Source organism: Pantoea sp. Sc1 (genome assembly GCF_000255315.1).
Lineage (GTDB): Bacteria > Pseudomonadota > Gammaproteobacteria > Enterobacterales > Enterobacteriaceae > Pantoea > Pantoea anthophila.
Genome location: NZ_AJFP01000001.1, coordinates 1,262,989 through 1,279,612, shown reverse-complemented (window position 1 = coordinate 1,279,612; position 16,624 = coordinate 1,262,989). Strand labels below are relative to the sequence as shown.

General features: G+C 54.5%; 15 protein-coding genes and 6 tRNA genes. 14 read left to right on the top strand and 7 right to left on the bottom strand.

Going from position 1 to position 16,624, the window contains the following annotated elements:
• The first annotated feature begins 47 nt into the window (after positions 1–47).
• Entirely contained in the window at positions 48–1,238 is a 1,191-nt protein-coding gene (locus S7A_RS06035; RefSeq protein WP_009088868.1) for a NupC/NupG family nucleoside CNT transporter, read from the top strand.
• Between the two features lie 300 nt (positions 1,239–1,538).
• Here S7A_RS06035 and S7A_RS06030 read toward each other — a convergent pair.
• Positions 1,539–1,614, bottom strand: a tRNA-Ala gene (locus S7A_RS06030).
• A gap of 44 nt (positions 1,615–1,658) precedes the next feature.
• Positions 1,659–1,734: transfer RNA gene (locus tag S7A_RS06025), tRNA-Ala, on the bottom strand.
• Positions 1,735–2,094: 360 nt separating this feature from the next.
• On the opposite strand from S7A_RS06025, the gene S7A_RS06020 reads away from it, so the two are divergent.
• Together S7A_RS06020 and S7A_RS06015 are read left to right on the top strand one after the other, a co-directional pair.
• On the top strand, positions 2,095–2,883 hold the full coding sequence (locus tag S7A_RS06020) for a formate/nitrite transporter family protein (RefSeq protein WP_009088865.1): 789 nt from the start codon (positions 2,095–2,097) through the stop codon (positions 2,881–2,883).
• A gap of 111 nt (positions 2,884–2,994) precedes the next feature.
• A complete protein-coding gene (locus S7A_RS06015) occupies positions 2,995–3,348 on the top strand; it encodes a YfeC-like transcriptional regulator (RefSeq protein WP_009088863.1) in 354 nt (117 codons plus the stop codon).
• Between the two features lie 35 nt (positions 3,349–3,383).
• On the opposite strand, the gene gltX is transcribed toward S7A_RS06015, so the two are convergent.
• A complete protein-coding gene (gene gltX / locus S7A_RS06010) occupies positions 3,384–4,799 on the bottom strand; it encodes a glutamate--tRNA ligase (RefSeq protein ID WP_009088861.1) in 1,416 nt (471 codons plus the stop codon).
• A 271-nt stretch (positions 4,800–5,070) separates the two neighbouring features.
• On the opposite strand from gltX, the gene S7A_RS06005 reads away from it, so the two are divergent.
• The 5 genes from S7A_RS06005 (at position 5,071) to S7A_RS05985 (ending at position 6,040) form a co-directional block, all read left to right on the top strand.
• Positions 5,071–5,146 (top strand) — tRNA-Val (locus tag S7A_RS06005).
• Positions 5,147–5,186: 40 nt separating this feature from the next.
• Positions 5,187–5,262, top strand: a tRNA-Val gene (locus S7A_RS06000).
• 34 nt (positions 5,263–5,296) lie between these two features.
• Positions 5,297–5,372 (top strand) — tRNA-Val (locus tag S7A_RS05995).
• A 4-nt stretch (positions 5,373–5,376) separates the two neighbouring features.
• Positions 5,377–5,452 (top strand) — tRNA-Lys (locus S7A_RS05990).
• A 234-nt stretch (positions 5,453–5,686) separates the two neighbouring features.
• Positions 5,687–6,040, top strand: coding sequence for a FlxA-like family protein (locus tag S7A_RS05985; RefSeq protein ID WP_033736159.1), 354 nt, complete (start codon positions 5,687–5,689; stop codon positions 6,038–6,040).
• On the opposite strand, the gene S7A_RS05980 is transcribed toward S7A_RS05985, so the two are convergent.
• Positions 6,037–6,957, bottom strand: coding sequence for a LysR family transcriptional regulator (locus S7A_RS05980; RefSeq protein WP_009088859.1), 921 nt, complete (start codon positions 6,955–6,957; stop codon positions 6,037–6,039). The two genes, S7A_RS05985 and S7A_RS05980, sit on opposite strands and share 4 nt — an antisense overlap.
• Positions 6,958–7,052: 95 nt before the next feature.
• On the opposite strand from S7A_RS05980, the gene S7A_RS05975 reads away from it, so the two are divergent.
• Positions 7,053–8,063 carry a bile acid:sodium symporter family protein gene (locus tag S7A_RS05975; RefSeq protein ID WP_009088858.1) on the top strand — a complete coding sequence of 337 codons (1,011 nt, stop codon included), beginning with the start codon at positions 7,053–7,055 and terminating at the stop codon, positions 8,061–8,063.
• A gap of 28 nt (positions 8,064–8,091) precedes the next feature.
• Here the strand turns inward: S7A_RS05975 and S7A_RS05970 are convergent, their stop codons facing one another.
• The 3 genes from S7A_RS05970 to zipA form a co-directional block, all read right to left on the bottom strand.
• Positions 8,092–8,310 (bottom strand): DUF3820 family protein, encoded by a 219-nt coding sequence (locus S7A_RS05970; RefSeq protein WP_009088854.1) that lies wholly within the window; start codon positions 8,308–8,310, stop codon positions 8,092–8,094.
• Between the two features lies 1 nt (position 8,311).
• The gene (gene ligA, locus S7A_RS05965) at positions 8,312–10,330 is read right to left on the bottom strand and encodes an NAD-dependent DNA ligase LigA (RefSeq protein ID WP_009088853.1); all 2,019 of its coding nucleotides are present in this window, start codon (positions 10,328–10,330) and stop codon (positions 8,312–8,314) included.
• Positions 10,331–10,405: 75 nt separating this feature from the next.
• The gene (gene zipA, locus S7A_RS05960) at positions 10,406–11,419 is read right to left on the bottom strand and encodes a cell division protein ZipA (protein WP_033736157.1); all 1,014 of its coding nucleotides are present in this window, start codon (positions 11,417–11,419) and stop codon (positions 10,406–10,408) included.
• 218 nt (positions 11,420–11,637) lie between these two features.
• Here zipA and cysZ point away from each other — a divergent pair, with 218 nt between their 5' ends.
• The 5 genes from cysZ (at position 11,638) to crr (ending at position 16,592) form a co-directional block, all read left to right on the top strand.
• Positions 11,638–12,405, top strand: coding sequence for a sulfate transporter CysZ (cysZ, locus tag S7A_RS05955; protein ID WP_009088851.1), 768 nt, complete (start codon positions 11,638–11,640; stop codon positions 12,403–12,405).
• 141 nt (positions 12,406–12,546) lie between these two features.
• Positions 12,547–13,515, top strand: a complete 969-nt coding sequence (cysK, locus tag S7A_RS05950; protein ID WP_009088849.1) for a cysteine synthase A — start codon at positions 12,547–12,549, stop codon at positions 13,513–13,515.
• Between the two features lie 387 nt (positions 13,516–13,902).
• On the top strand, positions 13,903–14,160 hold the full coding sequence (gene ptsH / locus S7A_RS05940) for a phosphocarrier protein Hpr (protein WP_003848868.1): 258 nt from the start codon (positions 13,903–13,905) through the stop codon (positions 14,158–14,160).
• 161 nt (positions 14,161–14,321) lie between these two features.
• Positions 14,322–16,049 carry a phosphoenolpyruvate-protein phosphotransferase PtsI gene (gene ptsI / locus S7A_RS05935; RefSeq protein WP_009088845.1) on the top strand — a complete coding sequence of 576 codons (1,728 nt, stop codon included), beginning with the start codon at positions 14,322–14,324 and terminating at the stop codon, positions 16,047–16,049.
• A 42-nt stretch (positions 16,050–16,091) separates the two neighbouring features.
• Entirely contained in the window at positions 16,092–16,592 is a 501-nt protein-coding gene (crr, locus tag S7A_RS05930; protein WP_009088842.1) for a PTS glucose transporter subunit IIA, read from the top strand.
• The last annotated feature ends 32 nt before the right edge of the window (positions 16,593–16,624 follow it).

Sequence of the window (16,624 nt, the reverse complement as noted above, 5' to 3'; positions counted from 1 at the left end):
CATAGAATACGCAGCAAAATACAATCCTCCTCAAATTTGGAGCAACTATGTCCCATATTTTGCAGTTTATTCTGGCACTGGTGGTGGTCGGGATACTCTCCCTGCTGGTCAGTCACGATCGTAAAAGCATTCGCATCCGCTACATCATACAGCTACTTGTGATTGAAATAGTCCTCGCCTGGTTCTTCCTGAACTCAGAAGCGGGACTGGGCTTCGTCAAAGGTTTCGCAGGCTTCTTTGACCATCTGCTGAAGTATGCTGCCCAGGGCACCAACTTTGTCTTTGGCAACATGAACGACAAAGGTCTGGCCTTCTTCTTCCTGAACGTCCTCTGCCCTATCGTCTTTATCTCTGCGCTGATCGGCATTCTGCAGCATTTCCGTATCCTGCCGTGGGTAATTCGCGGTATCGGCACCGTGCTGTCGAAAGTGAACGGCATGGGAAAACTGGAATCTTTCAACGCCGTGAGTTCTCTGATTCTGGGACAGTCAGAAAACTTCATTGCCTATAAAGATATCCTCGGCAAAATGTCTAACCGCCGCATGTACACCATGGCAGCCACCGCGATGTCGACCGTCTCGATGTCTATCGTCGGTGCCTACATGACCATGCTGCAGCCAAAGTATGTGGTCGCGGCGCTGGTGCTCAACATGTTCAGCACCTTCATTGTGCTGTCGCTGATTAACCCTTATCGCGTTGAGAACGAAGAAGACCTCCAGTTGCAGGATCTGCACAAGGGTCAGAGCTTCTTTGAGATGCTGGGTGAATATATTCTGGCGGGTTTCCGCGTCGCGATTATCGTTGCGGCCATGCTGATTGGTTTTATCGCGCTGATTTCAGGCCTGAATGCGCTGTTTGACCTCATCTTCGGCGTCACCTTCCAGGGCGTGCTTGGCTTTGTCTTCTATCCGTTTGCGTGGATGATGGGCGTGCCGTCCGGTGAAGCGTTGCAGGTTGGCAGTATCATGGCGACCAAACTGGTCTCCAATGAGTTTGTTGCCATGATGGATCTGCAGAAAATTGCGGGTCAGCTGTCGCCAAACTCAGAAGGTATCCTGTCGGTGTTCCTGGTATCGTTTGCTAACTTCTCATCCATCGGCATCGTGGCCGGTGCGATTAAAGGTCTGAACGAAGAACAGGGCAACGTGGTCTCCCGCTTTGGCCTGAAGCTGCTGTACGGCTCTACGCTGGTCAGCGTGCTCTCCGCCGCTATCGCCGGGCTGGTGCTGGCGTTTTAAGTTTCAGAGGGCGAGCCGGTCTCGCCCTTCTCTTCTGCCTTACCTTTCTCTTCCCTGCATCGCTTTAACTTATCTCCTTCGCTCGACTTCCGCCCGCCTGCTCAGGCCTGTCCTCTTTGTTTAACAGCCGTGCAGAAGCCGCGCAGCATGTCCGGGACAGCAGCATGGCGCAGAACAACCCTGATGGCGGAAAGCGTTAACGAGGGTAAAGCGGGAGAAACAGCAACAGAAAATGAGACTCGCAGAAAAGGCGAAGAATGCGTACTACAGAAAGGATGTTGACAGCGATGTGTCAGAAAATGGTGGAGATAAGCGGGATCGAACCGCTGACCTCTTGCATGCCATGCAAGCGCTCTCCCAGCTGAGCTATACCCCCACATCTGGAATCGTTTTTCAGTACCAAACTTTTGGGAAGAAGTTTGGTGGAGCTAAGCGGGATCGAACCGCTGACCTCCTGCATGCCATGCAGGCGCTCTCCCAGCTGAGCTATAGCCCCGAACCGAAAAACTGTCGTGTTAAGCGACGGACGGCATAATATGAAACCGCCCTCGGGGTGTCAACGGCAAAATCACATTCTCGGTTTGATCGCTGAAAAAGGCGGCAACCTGCGAAGTTTCAGCAGCATGGCGCAGCGGAAAACCGTGACGCTGACCTCATACGGGGACAATGGCTGTTATTTACCCTGATGTCAGGTTAATTCATGGTTAAATATGTTATAGGAATTTTCTTGTCTTCATCTTTTACGCATGCAAAACTTAGCCCGCTAATTTAGCGGATGCCGGGCCCCTCTCCCGCGCGCCGCGCGTCCACCAGGCGTTTATCGTCCCATTATTCATAAAAAAACTACTGAGATACTATGTCGCTGCATACACCTAAAGAAATCGCACAACTGGCGATCCAGGCAGGCGTGGCTAAAAGCCGTGTGCCTGTCAGCATCCTTCTGATTCTCGGCTTTTTGGCGGGCGCGTTTATCGCGACCGGCTTCCTGCTGGATCTTCATGTCATTAACTCCCTGCCTGCAGACTGGGGTTCCTTTGGCGGCCTGCTCGGCGCAGCCGTTTTCCCGGTCGGATTGATTCTGACCGTACTGGCCGGTGGTGAGCTGCTGACCGGTAATATGATGACCCTGCCTGTCGCCTGGTTCGCCCGCCGCATCAGCTTTATGAGCGTGGCGCGCAACTGGTTCTGGGTAACCCTGGCTAACTTCCTCGGCAGCGTAGCTGTCGCCTGGTTCTTTGGCCACATCCTGGGCATGACCGAAGGCGATTATCTGAAGAAGACCGTAGCCATCGCCTCGGCAAAAGTTCACGCCGATTTCCTGCACGCCTTTATTTCCGGCATCGGCTGCAACTGGCTGGTCTGCCTGGCAGTCTGGCTGGCGTTTGCCAGTAAAGATGTGGTGGGCAAAATCTTTGGCATGTGGTTCCCGATCATGGCGTTTGTGGCCATCGGCTTCCAGCACGTCGTCGCGAACATGTTCATTATTCCGGCCGCCATTTTTGCCGGTCAGCTGAGCTGGGCGGAATACTTCCCCAACTTCGTTGCCGTCTTCGCAGGCAATGCCGTAGGGGGCGCCGTCTTCGTCGGCCTGGCCTACTTCCTTGCCTTCCGTCCTGCCGCTGAACCTGCCAGCAACCCGCAATAATCCTCTTTTGCCTTTTGTCGAGCGACAAAAGGCAATTTCTGCTTCAGTTACTTTCACGCGTTAGGTTTTGCTGTAATATGTACCGCTAATGTATTTAACAGGGATAGCATCGTGAAAAAGGAATGGCTTACTCCCGAAGAGCTGGCTGCAGAAACGGGTTACAGTCGGCAAACGGTGAATAAATGGATTAAGCGTGAGAACTGGACGACGACACCGAAGCCCGGTGTGCAAGGCGGCAAAGCGCGTCTCATCCATATTGATGAGCGTGTGAAAAGTTTTATACAGTCTACCCGCAATCTCCACGAACCGGTGGCAACCTACGGTGCCGCAGCCAATTCGTTACCTGCGTTATTAATAAGTTCCGTCCAGCAAATGAGTCAGGAAGAGCAGGATCAGTTCACTGCGTTAATCTTACGTGAAGGGATAAAAGGCGTGCTGCAGCGACTGGGCATCAGCCAGGAGTAAAGAAACCGGAAGCGTGATGCTTCCGGCTGTGTAAATTAAGCCTGCGCTTCCCGCTCACTGATAAAGGCCAGAGCCTGCTCAATGCGCGCCACGCTGCGGCTGCGGCCAATCGCCTCCACGGTGACATCCAGACCCGGAGACTGACCAGCACCGGTCACCGCAACACGCAGCGGCATGCCGACTTTGCCCATCCCGACTTCCAGCTCATCTGCCGTACTCTGAATAGCCTGATGCACGTTTTCAGCGTTCCACTCAGCGATTGCGGCCAGCTTATCGCGCACCACTTCCAGCGGCTGACGCGCCACCGGACGAAGATGTTTCTTCGCGGCATCCGCATCAAATTCGGTAAAGTCTTCATAGAAGTAGCGGCACGATTCCGCCATCTCTTTCAGCGTCTTGCAGCGTTCGCCCAGCAGGCCAACCAGCTTCGCCAGTTCCGGGCCGGTGCGGGTATCAATATTCTGCTGTTCAATATGCCACTGCAGATGGGTCGCCACATATTCAGGCGGCAGCGCGTTAATATAGTGATGGTTCAGCCACTGCAGTTTCTCAGTGTTGAACGCACTGGCAGACTTGCTGACCGCATCCAGGGTAAACAGCTCGGTCATTTCAGCTACGCTGAAAATTTCCTGATCGCCGTGTGACCAGCCAAGACGCACCAGGTAGTTCAGCAGCGCTTCCGGCAGGTAGCCATCATCACGATACTGCATAACCCCTACCGCACCGTGACGTTTAGAGAGTTTTTTACCGTCATCGCCCAGGATCATCGAAACGTGCGCATAGACCGGAACCTGTGCACCAATCGCTTTAAGGATATTGATCTGGCGAGGCGTGTTGTTGATGTGGTCTTCACCGCGTATAACGTGGGTGATACCCATATCCCAGTCATCTACGACGACGCAGAAGTTGTAGGTTGGCGAACCGTCGGTGCGACGGATGATCAGGTCATCCAGCTCCTGGTTGCTGAACTCAATCGGGCCACGGATCTGGTCATCAAAGATGACCGAGCCTTCCTGCGGATTGCGGAAGCGCACGACGCAGGGCTCATCATCGGCATGATGTTCATGGCTGTCACGGCAGCGGCCGTCATAACGCGGCTTTTCATTATTGGCCATCTGCGCTTCACGCAGCGCTTCCAGACGTTCTTTAGAGCAGTAGCATTTATAGGCGGTGCCCGCTTCCAGCATTTCATCAATGACCGCGTTGTAGCGATCAAACCGTTTAGTCTGGTAGTAAGGGCCTTCATTCCAGTCGAGGCTCAGCCAGTTCATCCCATCCATGATGGCTTCAATGGCTTCCGGCGTGGAGCGCTCCAGATCGGTGTCTTCGATGCGCAGCACAAACTCGCCCTGGTTGTGACGGGCAAAAAGCCAGGAGTAAAGTGCGGTACGAGCGCCACCGACATGTAAGTAGCCGGTCGGGCTGGGCGCGAAGCGTGTTTTGATTTTCATTGAGTATTGCCTTAGATGCGCGGGTTCGTTGTCTGGATGACAAAAAACAGGTTAGACGCGAAAAACAGTGGGCACATTCTAGCATCTGCCCATGAATCCTCAATGGATGCCGGCCGGTTGCCGGCCGTGAAAAGGCGCTTTTCTGCCAGTAAAACCAGCATATTGGCTAAAAGCGCGACAGGATGTTTAAAAATAAACCGAACGAACATTTATGTTTTAAAAAGCGTTGACTCAAAATCAACTATCCCTATAATGCGACTCCACACAGCGGGGGTGATTAGCTCAGTTGGTAGAGCATCTCCCTTACAAGGAGGGGGTCGGCGGTTCGAACCCGTCATCACCCACCACTCTTAACAGGGTGCCCGCAGTGAACAGGTATGAAGATATGGGTGATTAGCTCAGTTGGTAGAGCATCTCCCTTACAAGGAGGGGGTCGGCGGTTCGAACCCGTCATCACCCACCATATCTTGCCTGTTAGCACTACTGAAGTACGAAGTGGGTGATTAGCTCAGTTGGTAGAGCATCTCCCTTACAAGGAGGGGGTCGGCGGTTCGAACCCGTCATCACCCACCACTTCGGGTCGTTAGCTCAGTTGGTAGAGCAGTTGACTTTTAATCAATTGGTCGCAGGTTCGAATCCTGCACGACCCACCAATTCAGAGAAAAGCGCCTTTAAGGCGCTTTTTTCGTTTCTGCCGCCCTTCACTTATTCTGGCTGCCTGAGTACCACGTTTATTTTACTGCGCCAGGCTCAGCCTGAATGACGACTCCCCTCAGAAAGGGGCTTTCAGAAGAAGAATCTGCTTTTTTACTCCCCTGCTCTTTTTGACACTTCAGTTATTCCTGCCTGCGCCGATAACCTTATAGACGAACTACAGGGAGAAAATGATGTCCTCAATAGCCGGAGTTTTAAAAGTTATGTCAGGTGGCGGTGACAGCGGCGGCGGCAGTATCGCCTCGCAGATCGCCGCACTGAATAAACAGATTCAGAGCGTGATGAAAAAAGTCAAAGAGCTGGCCGACAACCACGATCTTGACGAAGACCAGAAATCTAAAATAGCGCAGATGTACCAGTCGCAGATCACCATGCTGGAAGCGCAGATTGCTCAGCTGCAAAAGAAGCAGGCTGAGCAGGCCGAAAAGGCGCAGCAGAAAAGCGACAGTGTTAATCCGGTCAGTGAAAGCAAGGCGAACGGGATTAACCGCCCGACTGACAAAAATAATGTCGATGTCTATATCTAAAACGCGGGCGTAATGGCCCGCTGTTGCGCCAGCAGCGCCGCCTGCTGGCGCACCTCCTGCCAGATGGCTTCGGCGGCGGGCGTCAGCGAGCGGTTTTTGCGTTTAATGAGGGTCAGACTTCGATTGATCTCGGGATAAAGCCGCCGCACGGTCAGCGCGCGATCCGCCGGCAGGGGTAATGCCAGCGCGGGCAGAATACTGATACCAATCCCTACCTGCACCATCGGAAACAGCGTGGCAGGATGACCAATCTCCTGCACTACCTCTGCCTGAATATTCTGCTGCTGCATGGCTGCATCAATCAGTACCCGGCTGCCGGATGCATAATCCTGCAACACCAGCGTGCGCCCCTCCAGCATCGACCATTCCGCCCTGTCCACCCGCGCCAGCGGATCATCATCCCGGCACAACAGTAAGAAAGGCTCATCGAGAATGGCAATCGTGTCAAAATCGCTGTCGCGCAGCGGCCCGATTACGATGCCAAAATCGACTTCGGCGTTTCGCACACTTTGCAGCACCCACTGCTGCGCGCGGTCGTGCAGTATCACTTTAATGTCGGGGAAGTGCTGCTGGCTGGCCGCCAGACACTGAGGCATCAGATGCGCGGAAATCGTCTGGCTGGCTGCCACCCGCACGGTGCCGCTGCGCTGTTCGCCAAAGCTGCGGATATCCAGCAGCGTGGTATTAATCTCCTCCAGCAGACGTTCCATGCGGGATGCCAGCTGTTTTCCTGCCTCGGTCAGCATCACCTCGCGCGTGGTGCGATCCAGCAGCCGCACGCCGGTTTCCGCCTCCAGCTCTTTAATGCTGTGACTCACCGCCGACTGGCTCAGGCCTATCGCCTGCCCCGCCTGACTGAAACCACCGTAATGTGCCACCGCAATGAAAGTCCGCAATTGACGCAGGGTATAATTCATCGATTATGCTCATAGATTAATGCAATAAATCAATTTTATTTCTAAAAATGATTCCCGCACAATCGGCCTATTGAAAAATTTACCGGATTTTAACAATGGGATTTTTAAAACTTGATCCGATGATGGTTAAGCTCATCATCACCGTGCTGCTGGCCACCTTCCTGCCTGCCAGAGGGATCTACGTCGATATCTTCAGCTACCTCGCCACCGCGGCTATCGCACTGCTGTTCTTTATGCACGGTGCCAAGCTGTCGCGGGAGAAGATCATTGCGGGAAGCAGCCACTGGCAGCTGCATCTCTGGATCATGTTCAGCACCTTTGTGCTCTTTCCGGCGCTGGGCATGCTGCTGGTCTGGTGGCATCCGGTTGATGTCGGTCCGGAAATTTATACCGGCTTTATCTATCTCTGTATCCTGCCTGCCACCGTGCAGTCCGCCATCGCATTTACCTCGATGGCCGGCGGTAACGTCGCCGCCGCCGTGTGCAGCGCCTCGGCATCCAGCCTGCTGGGGGTCTTCATCTCCCCGTTGCTGGTGAATGTGGTGATGGATATCCACAGCAGCGCGCCGACTGACGGTCTGGAGCAGATCGGTAAGATTATGCTGCAACTGATGGTGCCGTTCATACTGGGCCATCTTTCACGCCGCTGGATCGGCGGCTGGGTTGAAAAGCACCGCAGCCTGATTGGCAAAACTGACCAGACCTCGATTCTGCTGGTGGTCTACAGTGCCTTCAGTGAGGCGGTGGTGAACGGCATCTGGCATCGCGTGGGCGTGATTACCCTGCTCTGGATTGTGGCGGGCTCCATTCTGCTGCTGGCCACCGTGCTGATTATCAACCTGCTGGCTTCGCGCCTGTTCCGCTTCAAACGCGCCGATGAGATTGTGGTGCTGTTTTGTGGATCGAAGAAGAGTCTGGCGAATGGGGTACCGATGGCAAATATCCTGTTCCCGGCCAGTACCGTGGGGATTATCGTGCTGCCTCTGATGATCTTCCATCAGGTTCAGCTGATGGTCTGTTCGTTCATCGCCGGACGCTACAAGAAGAGCGGTGAGAAAAAGCAGGCTTCAGAGGTGAAAACCTCCGTGATGGAGTCGCAGAAATAGTCTGCATGGCCCGCCTGTGCGGGCCACGTTATTTCCGGGTCTGAAGCGGCTTCACCAGCCCCTCCAGACCCTCGATTTTTATTGTCAGCGTGAGCTGCATCAGGTCACCCAGCTGGCCGGAAGGGAAGTCGCCACTGCGGGCAAACCACAGCAGGTAGGGTTCAGGCAGATCGATCAGCATCCGCCCTTTATATTTCCCAAACGGCATCGCCGTGTTCGCTATCGCCACCAGCTGATGCTTATCCATCTCAGGCACCCAGCAGACGGATCATTTCAGCTTCATCGATCACCTCGATGCCCAGCTCCTGCGCTTTCGCTAGCTTGGAACCCGCCGCTTCACCGGCAATCAGCAGATCCGTTTTCTTCGACACGCTGCCGCTGACTTTAGCTCCCAGCGCGATCAGCTGTGCTTTGGCATCGTCGCGGTTCATCTGCGACAGCGAACCGGTCAGCACCACGGTTTTCCCGGCAAACGGACTGTCAATCTCTTCAGCTTTCACCACCACAACAGCCGGCCAGTGAACGCCGATATCGTCCGTCAGCTGGCGGATGACCTCGCGGTTGCTCTCCTCTTCCATAAAGTTGCGAACGTGCGCGGCGACGACTTTGCCCACATCCGGCACGGCAATCAGTGCCTCCAGATCGGCATCCATCACCTTCTGCAGCTCACCAAAGTGGTTTGCCAGATTGGCGGCGGTGGCTTCGCCCACTTCACGGATCCCCAGCGCATAGAGGAAACGCGCCAGCGTCGTCGACTTCGCTTTTTCCAGCGCATCCACCACGTTCTGCGCCGATTTTGGCCCCATGCGATCCAGCCCGGTCAGCTTACCCGCCGTGAGACGGAAGAGATCGGCGGGGGTCGAGACATACTCTTTCTCCACCAGCTGGTCGATAATCTTATCGCCCATGCCGTCGACATCGAGCGCCCGGCGCGAGACAAAATGCTTCAGCGCCTCTTTTCGCTGCGCGCCGCAAATCAGACCGCCGGTGCAGCGCGTGACCGATTCACCTTCGACCCGTTCCACCTCAGAACCACAGACCGGGCAGTGAGCAGGAAACACCACTTCACGCGTCTCTTCAGGACGTTCAGCGGTGACCACATTCACGACCTGCGGGATCACATCGCCTGCACGGCGAATCACGACCCGGTCCCCGATGCGCAGTCCCAGCCGCGCAATTTCATCGGCGTTGTGCAGCGTGGCGTTGCTGACAATCACACCCGCTACCTGCACCGGCTCCAGGCGGGCGACAGGAGTGATAGCCCCGGTGCGGCCAACCTGGAACTCGACATCCCGCACCCAGGTCAGCTGCTCCTGCGCCGGGAATTTAAAGGCTATCGCCCAGCGCGGCGCACGCGCCACAAAGCCCAGCTGTTCCTGCTGCGCCTGTGAATCGACTTTGATGACCACGCCATCGATATCAAATCCGAGACTGGGGCGCTGTTGCTCAACGTCGTGATAAAAAGCCAGCGCCTCTTCCGCATTATGCACCAGCTTAATGCGGTCGCTGACCGGCAGCCCCCAGGCTTTGAACTGCTGCAGGCGTGCCATGTGACTGTGCGGCATCTCGCCGCCTTCCAGCAGGCCGAAACCGTAGCAGAAGAAGGTCAGCGGACGTTTTGCGGTGATGCGCGGATCAAGCTGACGCAGCGAACCTGCCGCTGCGTTGCGCGGGTTAGCAAAGACTTTGCCGTCCGTGCGGCGCGCTTCCTCATTCAGCTTTTCGAAGCCGCGCTGCGTCATAAAGACTTCGCCACGCACTTCCAGCCGCGCCGGGATGTTGTCACCTTTAAGACGCAGCGGGATAGCGCGAATGGTGCGCACGTTGGCGGTAATATTCTCGCCGGTGGTGCCGTCTCCCCGCGTTGCGGCCTGAACCAGCAGCCCGTTTTCATACATCAGGCTGACCGCTAAGCCATCGAGTTTAAGTTCACAGCAGTAGGTAATCTCTTCACTGCTTTTCAGCCGATCGCGCACCCGCTTGTTGAAGGCCATAAAGGTCGCTTCATCGAAGGCGTTATCCAGCGACAGCATCGGGACTTCATGGCGAACCTGTTCAAACACCGTCAGCGGCGCAGCGCCGACGCGCTGGGTTGGTGAGTCCGGCGTAATGAGATCGGGATGATCCGCTTCCAGCTGGCGCAGTTCACGCATCAGGCGATCATATTCGGCATCCGGCACTTCCGGTGCATCCATGACGTGATAGAGGTATTCGTGATGACGCAGCGTAGTGCGCAGTTCGGTGATGTGATCCTGGACGGATTTCATAAAGCCCCATCAGATAAAAAACCCCCGACATGCGGGGGTTTGTTTTAACAGTTCAGATAGCGGTTTGCGCCGTGGTCAGACACCGACCACATCGCGAATACGCGCCTTGTAAGTTTCCAGCTTCTGCGGCGTCATCATGCGACGTTCATCATCCAGCACTACGCCGCCAACATCATCAGCGATGCGCTGTGCCGACTGCAGCATCAGCTTGAAGTTCTGATTCGCATCGCCATAGGAAGGCACCATCATAAAGATGGAGATACCCGGCGTGCTGAAATCTGTCATCAGGTCAGGGTTAAACGAGCCAGGCTTGACCATATTGGCCAGACTGAACAGGACCGGACCACTGCCTGCCGGACTGAGATGGCGATGGAAGATGTTCATCTCACCAAACTGGAAGCCCGCCTGCAGAATCCCCTGGAGGAGAGCCTCACCATTGAGTTCGCCACCCGAGTGTGCGGCAACGTGCAGAACCAGCACGGCTTCTTTCGGCTTCTCTGCCGGTGCGGCAGGTGCAGACGGCGGAACGGGAGTCGGTTCCGGCGCCTGAGTGATTTCAGGCTGCGGCTCGGGTTCAGCCTGGTACTGCGGTGCGGGCTGCACCGATTCCAGCGGGTCCAGATCCAGCAGCGGATCGGCCTGCACAGGCGGTGCGACAAAAGCAGGCGCAGGCTGTTGCTGCTGACGAGCCGGTTCCGGACGCGGCTGAGGAGCAGGCTGCGGTGCGGGGCTGAAAAGCGGGTCGCTTTCCGGTTCGGCTTGCGGAGCAGGTCGTGGCGCAGGCTGACGTACAGGCTCAGCAGGCGCGGGCTTACGCGGCGCAACCGGCTGGGATTCGCGAATATCATCGAAACGCGGTTCCTGATGGTTGCTGCGCTCAGCGCGAACACGAACCTCGCCGACGCCATCATCTTCGTCGTCGATCAGGTCCGGTTCATCATGTTCATCACGTTGTTTCAGACGTTTGTGCGGGCGATCGCGGAACACTGACGAACGCTCTTTACGGCTGGTCCACAGTCCGTGAAGAAGGAGCGCTATTATGGCGATCGCGCCAACAACGATTAATATCAGACGCAAATCCTGCATCATTGTATTCTCTGTTGTTCCAATACCTTGCCACCGCGGCAAACTTTATCCTCTAACTGTATTTGCCCTGCTACACAAGTGCAAGTCTGTGCACTATTTTCTAACAAATAAGATAGGCAACCCACGCTTTTTCGCTGTTTTTTTACCCAAACGGCACCTGGCCTGGGGAAAAAGCCAGGTTATAGTGGGCCCGCCCTATTACCTTCAGGAGAATTGCCTATATGGCCCTTGAGAAGTCCGTCTCAGATTTTAACGGCATACACTACTTCAGCCAGGGCTGGAAACTGATGCGTCTGCCTGGCATTCGTCGCTTTGTGGTCATGCCGCTGCTGATCAACATTCTGATGCTGGGTGGCGCATTCATCTGGCTTTTCTACCGTCTGGGTGACTGGATCCCGCGACTGATGGCCTCGATTCCGGACTGGCTGCAGTGGCTCAGCTATCTGTTATGGCCACTGTCGGTGATTGCGATTGTGCTGGTCTTCAGCTACTTCTTTTCCACCCTCGCTAACCTTATCGCCGCACCGTTTTGCGGCCTGCTGGCCGAGCAGCTTGAGGGACGCCTGACCGGTAAACCGCTGCCTGACAGCGACTGGGCGGGTCTGATCAAAGATGTGCCGCGCATCATGAAGCGCGAGCTGCAAAAGCTGGGCTACTACCTGCCACGTGCGGTAGGACTGCTGCTGCTCTACTTTATCCCGGGTTTCGGCCAGACGGTTGCGCCCGTACTGTGGTTCCTGTTCAGCGCCTGGATGCTCGCGATCCAGTATTGCGACTACCCCTTCGATAATCACAAAGTGCCTTTTCAGCAGATGCGTAACGCCCTGCGTCGGCATAAAACCGCCAATATGCAGTTTGGTGCGCTTACCAGTCTGTTTACCATGATCCCGGTGCTGAACCTGGTCATCATGCCAGTGGCCGTCTGTGGGGCCACAGCGATGTGGGTCGATCGCTACCGGCAGCAACTGGCGCGGCAGGAAGTGCGCTGAATATATCAGCGCGCCTTATGCTCTTTTTAACAAGGCTTATTGCCGGGTGACATATAGATATGCGATTTCTTTCCTTCCGCCCCCAGGCAGAACAGGTATGCTCATAGGGTTCCCAATAATTCATACAGTTAAGGACAGGCTATGAGTAAGATCTACGAAGACAACTCTTTGACAATTGGTCATACGCCATTGGTTCGACTGAACCGCATCGGTAACGGCCGCATCCTTGCGAAAGTTGAATCCCGTAACCCGAGCTTCAGCGTAAAATGCCGTATCGGTGCCAATATGATTTGGGACGCAGAGAAACGCGGTATTCTGAAACCGGGTATTGAACTGGTTGAACCGACCAGCGGCAATACCGGGATTGCCCTCGCCTATGTGGCCGCCGCGCGCGGTTATAAACTGACCCTGACCATGCCTGAGACGATGTCCGTTGAGCGTCGTAAACTGCTGAAAGCGCTGGGCGCGAATCTGGTCCTGACTGAAGGTGCCAAAGGCATGAAAGGGGCTATCGGCAAAGCTGAAGAGATTGTTGCAAGCGACCCGGATAAATATGTCCTGCTGCAGCAGTTCAGCAACCCGGCTAACCCGGAGATCCATGAAAAGACCACCGGCCCGGAAATCTGGGAAGATACCGACGGCGAAGTGGATGTCTTTATTGCTGGTGTCGGCACCGGCGGTACGCTGACCGGCGTGAGCCGCTACATCAAGAACACCAAAGGCAAAAAAGATCTGATCACCGTCGCGGTGGAACCAACCGATTCGCCGGTCATTGCTCAGGCCCTGGCAGGAGCGGAGATCAAGCCTGGCCCTCACAAAATTCAGGGGATCGGCGCAGGCTTTATTCCGGGCAACCTAGAGCTGAATCTGGTTGATCGGGTTGTGGCTATCACGAATGAGGAAGCGATCAGCACCGCGCGTCTGCTGATGGAGCAGGAAGGCATTCTGGCAGGTATCTCCTCCGGTGCTGCGGTCGCCGCCGCGCTGAAGTTGCAGGAAGAGGAAACCTTCGCCAACAAGAATATCGTGGTGATTCTCCCCTCCTCAGGTGAACGCTATCTGAGTACCGCTTTGTTCGCCGATCTCTTTACAGAAAAAGAGCTGCAGTAGTCGGGGCAGAAAGTCTGAAAATGCCGCAAAAAGCACCCGCCTGGGTGCTTTTTTGTGGCGCAGATCTCACTTTCACCACCCGGCAGATTGATTTCAGTGACGCCGCTCTGGTATTTAGACTGCCAATTATTTCGATGCCTGAAATTAATCCGCGTTTGAAGTGGATCAAGCTGAATCGATTTACGGATTCAGTGAAACGGCGAATCACGGCATAATTAACCGGTGACGTGTAGAATCGGTTTTACGACGCAACGGAATGTCGATTTGACGCATGCGCGTCCTGGGTCAGCATGAAGCTATACCCGCGCACCGACACAGGCTAAAGTGAAGGCTCCAGGCTAGACTTTAGATCCATAACACTCATTCTGATAACGTTGGGGAAATAGAATGTTCCAGCAAGAAGTTACCATTACTGCACCAAACGGTCTGCATACTCGCCCAGCAGCGCAATTCGTTAAAGAAGCCAAAGCTTTCCAGTCAGAAATCACTGTGACCTCTAACGGTAAATCTGCCAGCGCCAAGAGCCTGTTCAAGCTGCAGACACTGGGTTTAACGCAGGGAACCGTTGTGACCCTGTCAGCAGAAGGCGAAGACGAACAGAAAGCAGTTGAGCATCTGGTCAAACTGATGGCTGAACTGGAGTAATCTCCGCTCAGCTCTCCAGCCAATCGACTCCTCTGCGCCATTGAGTGCAAACATCTTGATCGCGGACAATCTGTCCGCGTTATTGCTTTCGTAGAGTACGTGTCCCGCGACAATGGCACCGCAAAGAGTCCCATCAGCCATCGTGATTAAAAGGTAGCGTTATGATTTCAGGCATTTTAGCATCACCAGGTATCGCTTTCGGCAAAGCACTGCTGCTGAAAGAAGACGAGATCGTCATCAACCGTAAAAAAATTTCTGATGACCAGGTTGAGCAGGAAGTTCAGCGCTTCCTCGATGGTCGCGGTAAAGCGGCACAGCAACTGGAAGCGATTCGCGTCAAAGCGGGTGAAACCCTCGGTGAAGAGAAAGCTGCGATCTTCGAAGGCCACATTATGTTGCTGGAAGATGAAGAGCTGGAGCAGGAAATCATCGACCTGATCAAAAAAGATCACGCCTCTGCCGATGCTGCTGTCGACTCGGTTATCGATGGTCAGGCGAAAGCGCTGGAAGAGTTAGACGATGAGTACCTGAAAGAGCGTGCGGCTGACGTGCGCGACATCGGTAAGCGTCTGCTGCAAAACATCCTCGGTCTGCATATCGTTGACCTGAGCGCCATTCCGGATGAATCCATTCTGGTAGCAAAAGATTTAACGCCGTCAGAAACCGCACAGCTGAACCTGAAAAAGGTGCTGGGCTTTATTACCGATCTGGGTGGCCGTACCTCCCATACCTCAATCATGGCGCGCTCGCTGGAGATCCCAGCCATTGTCGGCACCGGCAATGTCACCGTCACGGTTAAAAACGGCGACTTCCTGATCCTGGATGGTGTGAACAATGCGATTCACGTCAATCCTTCTGACGCCGTTCAGGAAGAGCTGAAAGCCGTACAGAACCAGTATCTGTCGGAAAAACACGAATTAGCCAAGCTGAAAGACCTGCCTGCGGTCACGCTGGATGGTCATCAGGTTGAAGTCTGCGCCAACATCGGCACCGTGCGCGACGTCGCCGGCGCAGAGCGCAACGGCGCAGAAGGCGTGGGTCTTTACCGCACCGAGTTCCTGTTCATGGACCGTGACGCGCTGCCGACCGAAGAAGAGCAGTTCCAGGCGTATAAAGCCGTCGCTGAAGCCATGGGTTCACAGGCCGTTATCGTCCGTACCATGGATATCGGCGGTGACAAAGATCTGCCTTACATGAACCTGCCGAAAGAGGAAAACCCTTTCCTCGGCTGGCGCGCTATCCGTATCGCCATGGACCGCAAAGAGATTCTGCATGCGCAGCTGCGTGCTATCCTGCGCGCCTCCTCCTTCGGCAAACTGCGCATTATGTTCCCGATGATCATTTCCGTTGAAGAAGTGCGTTCGCTGAAAGCGGAACTGGAACTGCTGAAAGCGCAGCTGCGTGAAGAAGGCAAAGCGTTCGACGAGTCCATCGAAGTCGGTATTATGGTGGAAACCCCGGCGTCAGCGGTGATTGCACGTCATCTGGCGAAAGAAGTCGACTTCTTCAGTATTGGGACAAACGACCTGACGCAGTATACTCTGGCGGTCGATCGTGGTAACGATTTGATTTCGCACCTGTACAATCCAATGACGCCGTCTGTGCTTAACTTAATTAAGCAAGTCATTGATGCATCTCACGCTGAAGGTAAATGGACCGGCATGTGTGGTGAGCTGGCAGGTGATGAACGTGCTACACTACTGTTACTGGGAATGGGGCTGGACGAGTTCAGCATGAGTGCCATTTCTATCCCTGGCATCAAGAAAATCATTCGTAATACTAATTTTGAAGATGCGAAGGCATTGGCAGAGCAGGCACTGGCTCAACCGACAGCGGAAGATTTAATGAACCTGGTGAACAAGTTCATTAAAGAAAAAACGCTCTGCTAATCTGCATGATGCTGGCCCCAAATTACTGCTTAGGAGAAGATCATGGGTTTGTTTTCTAAACTTTTTGGCGAAAAAACGGATAGCGCTGGGACAATCGATATCGTAGCGCCTCTGTCAGGCGAAATTGTGAATATTGAAGACGTACCAGATGTGGTGTTTGCAGAAAAAATCGTGGGCGACGGTATCGCGATCAAACCGACTGGCAACAAAATGGTTGCGCCGGTGGATGGCACTATCGGTAAGATTTTTGAAACCAACCATGCTTTTTCAATCGAATCGGACAACGGCATTGAGCTGTTTGTGCATTTCGGCATCGATACGGTTGAACTGAAAGGTGAAGGTTTCAAACGCATCGCTGAAGAAGGCCAGAAGGTCAAAAAAGGCGACGTCGTTATCGAGTTCGATCTGCCATTGCTGGAAGAGAAAGCGAAATCAACCCTGACTCCGGTTGTTATCTCCAACATGGATGAAATCAAGGAACTGATTAAGCTCTCTGGCCAGGTCACCGTCGGCGAAACGCCGGTGATTCGCATCAGAAAATAAGGCTTTGTTCCTGCTCTGACGGCGCCTTCGGG

Coding starts and splice junctions, on each gene's coding strand:
- ptsH (WP_003848868.1), top strand. CDS start 13,903: ATGTTCCAGCAAGAAGTTACCATTACTGCACCAAACGGTCTGCATACT.
- gltX (WP_009088861.1), bottom strand. CDS start 4,799: ATGAAAATCAAAACACGCTTCGCGCCCAGCCCGACCGGCTACTTACAT.
- cysZ (WP_009088851.1), top strand. CDS start 11,638: ATGGCCCTTGAGAAGTCCGTCTCAGATTTTAACGGCATACACTACTTC.
- S7A_RS06035 (WP_009088868.1), top strand. CDS start 48: ATGTCCCATATTTTGCAGTTTATTCTGGCACTGGTGGTGGTCGGGATA.
- S7A_RS05970 (WP_009088854.1), bottom strand. CDS start 8,310: ATGGATAAGCATCAGCTGGTGGCGATAGCGAACACGGCGATGCCGTTT.
- zipA (WP_033736157.1), bottom strand. CDS start 11,419: ATGATGCAGGATTTGCGTCTGATATTAATCGTTGTTGGCGCGATCGCC.
- cysK (WP_009088849.1), top strand. CDS start 12,547: ATGAGTAAGATCTACGAAGACAACTCTTTGACAATTGGTCATACGCCA.
- S7A_RS05980 (WP_009088859.1), bottom strand. CDS start 6,957: ATGAATTATACCCTGCGTCAATTGCGGACTTTCATTGCGGTGGCACAT.
- ligA (WP_009088853.1), bottom strand. CDS start 10,330: ATGAAATCCGTCCAGGATCACATCACCGAACTGCGCACTACGCTGCGT.
- S7A_RS05985 (WP_033736159.1), top strand. CDS start 5,687: ATGTCCTCAATAGCCGGAGTTTTAAAAGTTATGTCAGGTGGCGGTGAC.
- ptsI (WP_009088845.1), top strand. CDS start 14,322: ATGATTTCAGGCATTTTAGCATCACCAGGTATCGCTTTCGGCAAAGCA.
- S7A_RS06020 (WP_009088865.1), top strand. CDS start 2,095: ATGTCGCTGCATACACCTAAAGAAATCGCACAACTGGCGATCCAGGCA.
- S7A_RS05975 (WP_009088858.1), top strand. CDS start 7,053: ATGGGATTTTTAAAACTTGATCCGATGATGGTTAAGCTCATCATCACC.
- crr (WP_009088842.1), top strand. CDS start 16,092: ATGGGTTTGTTTTCTAAACTTTTTGGCGAAAAAACGGATAGCGCTGGG.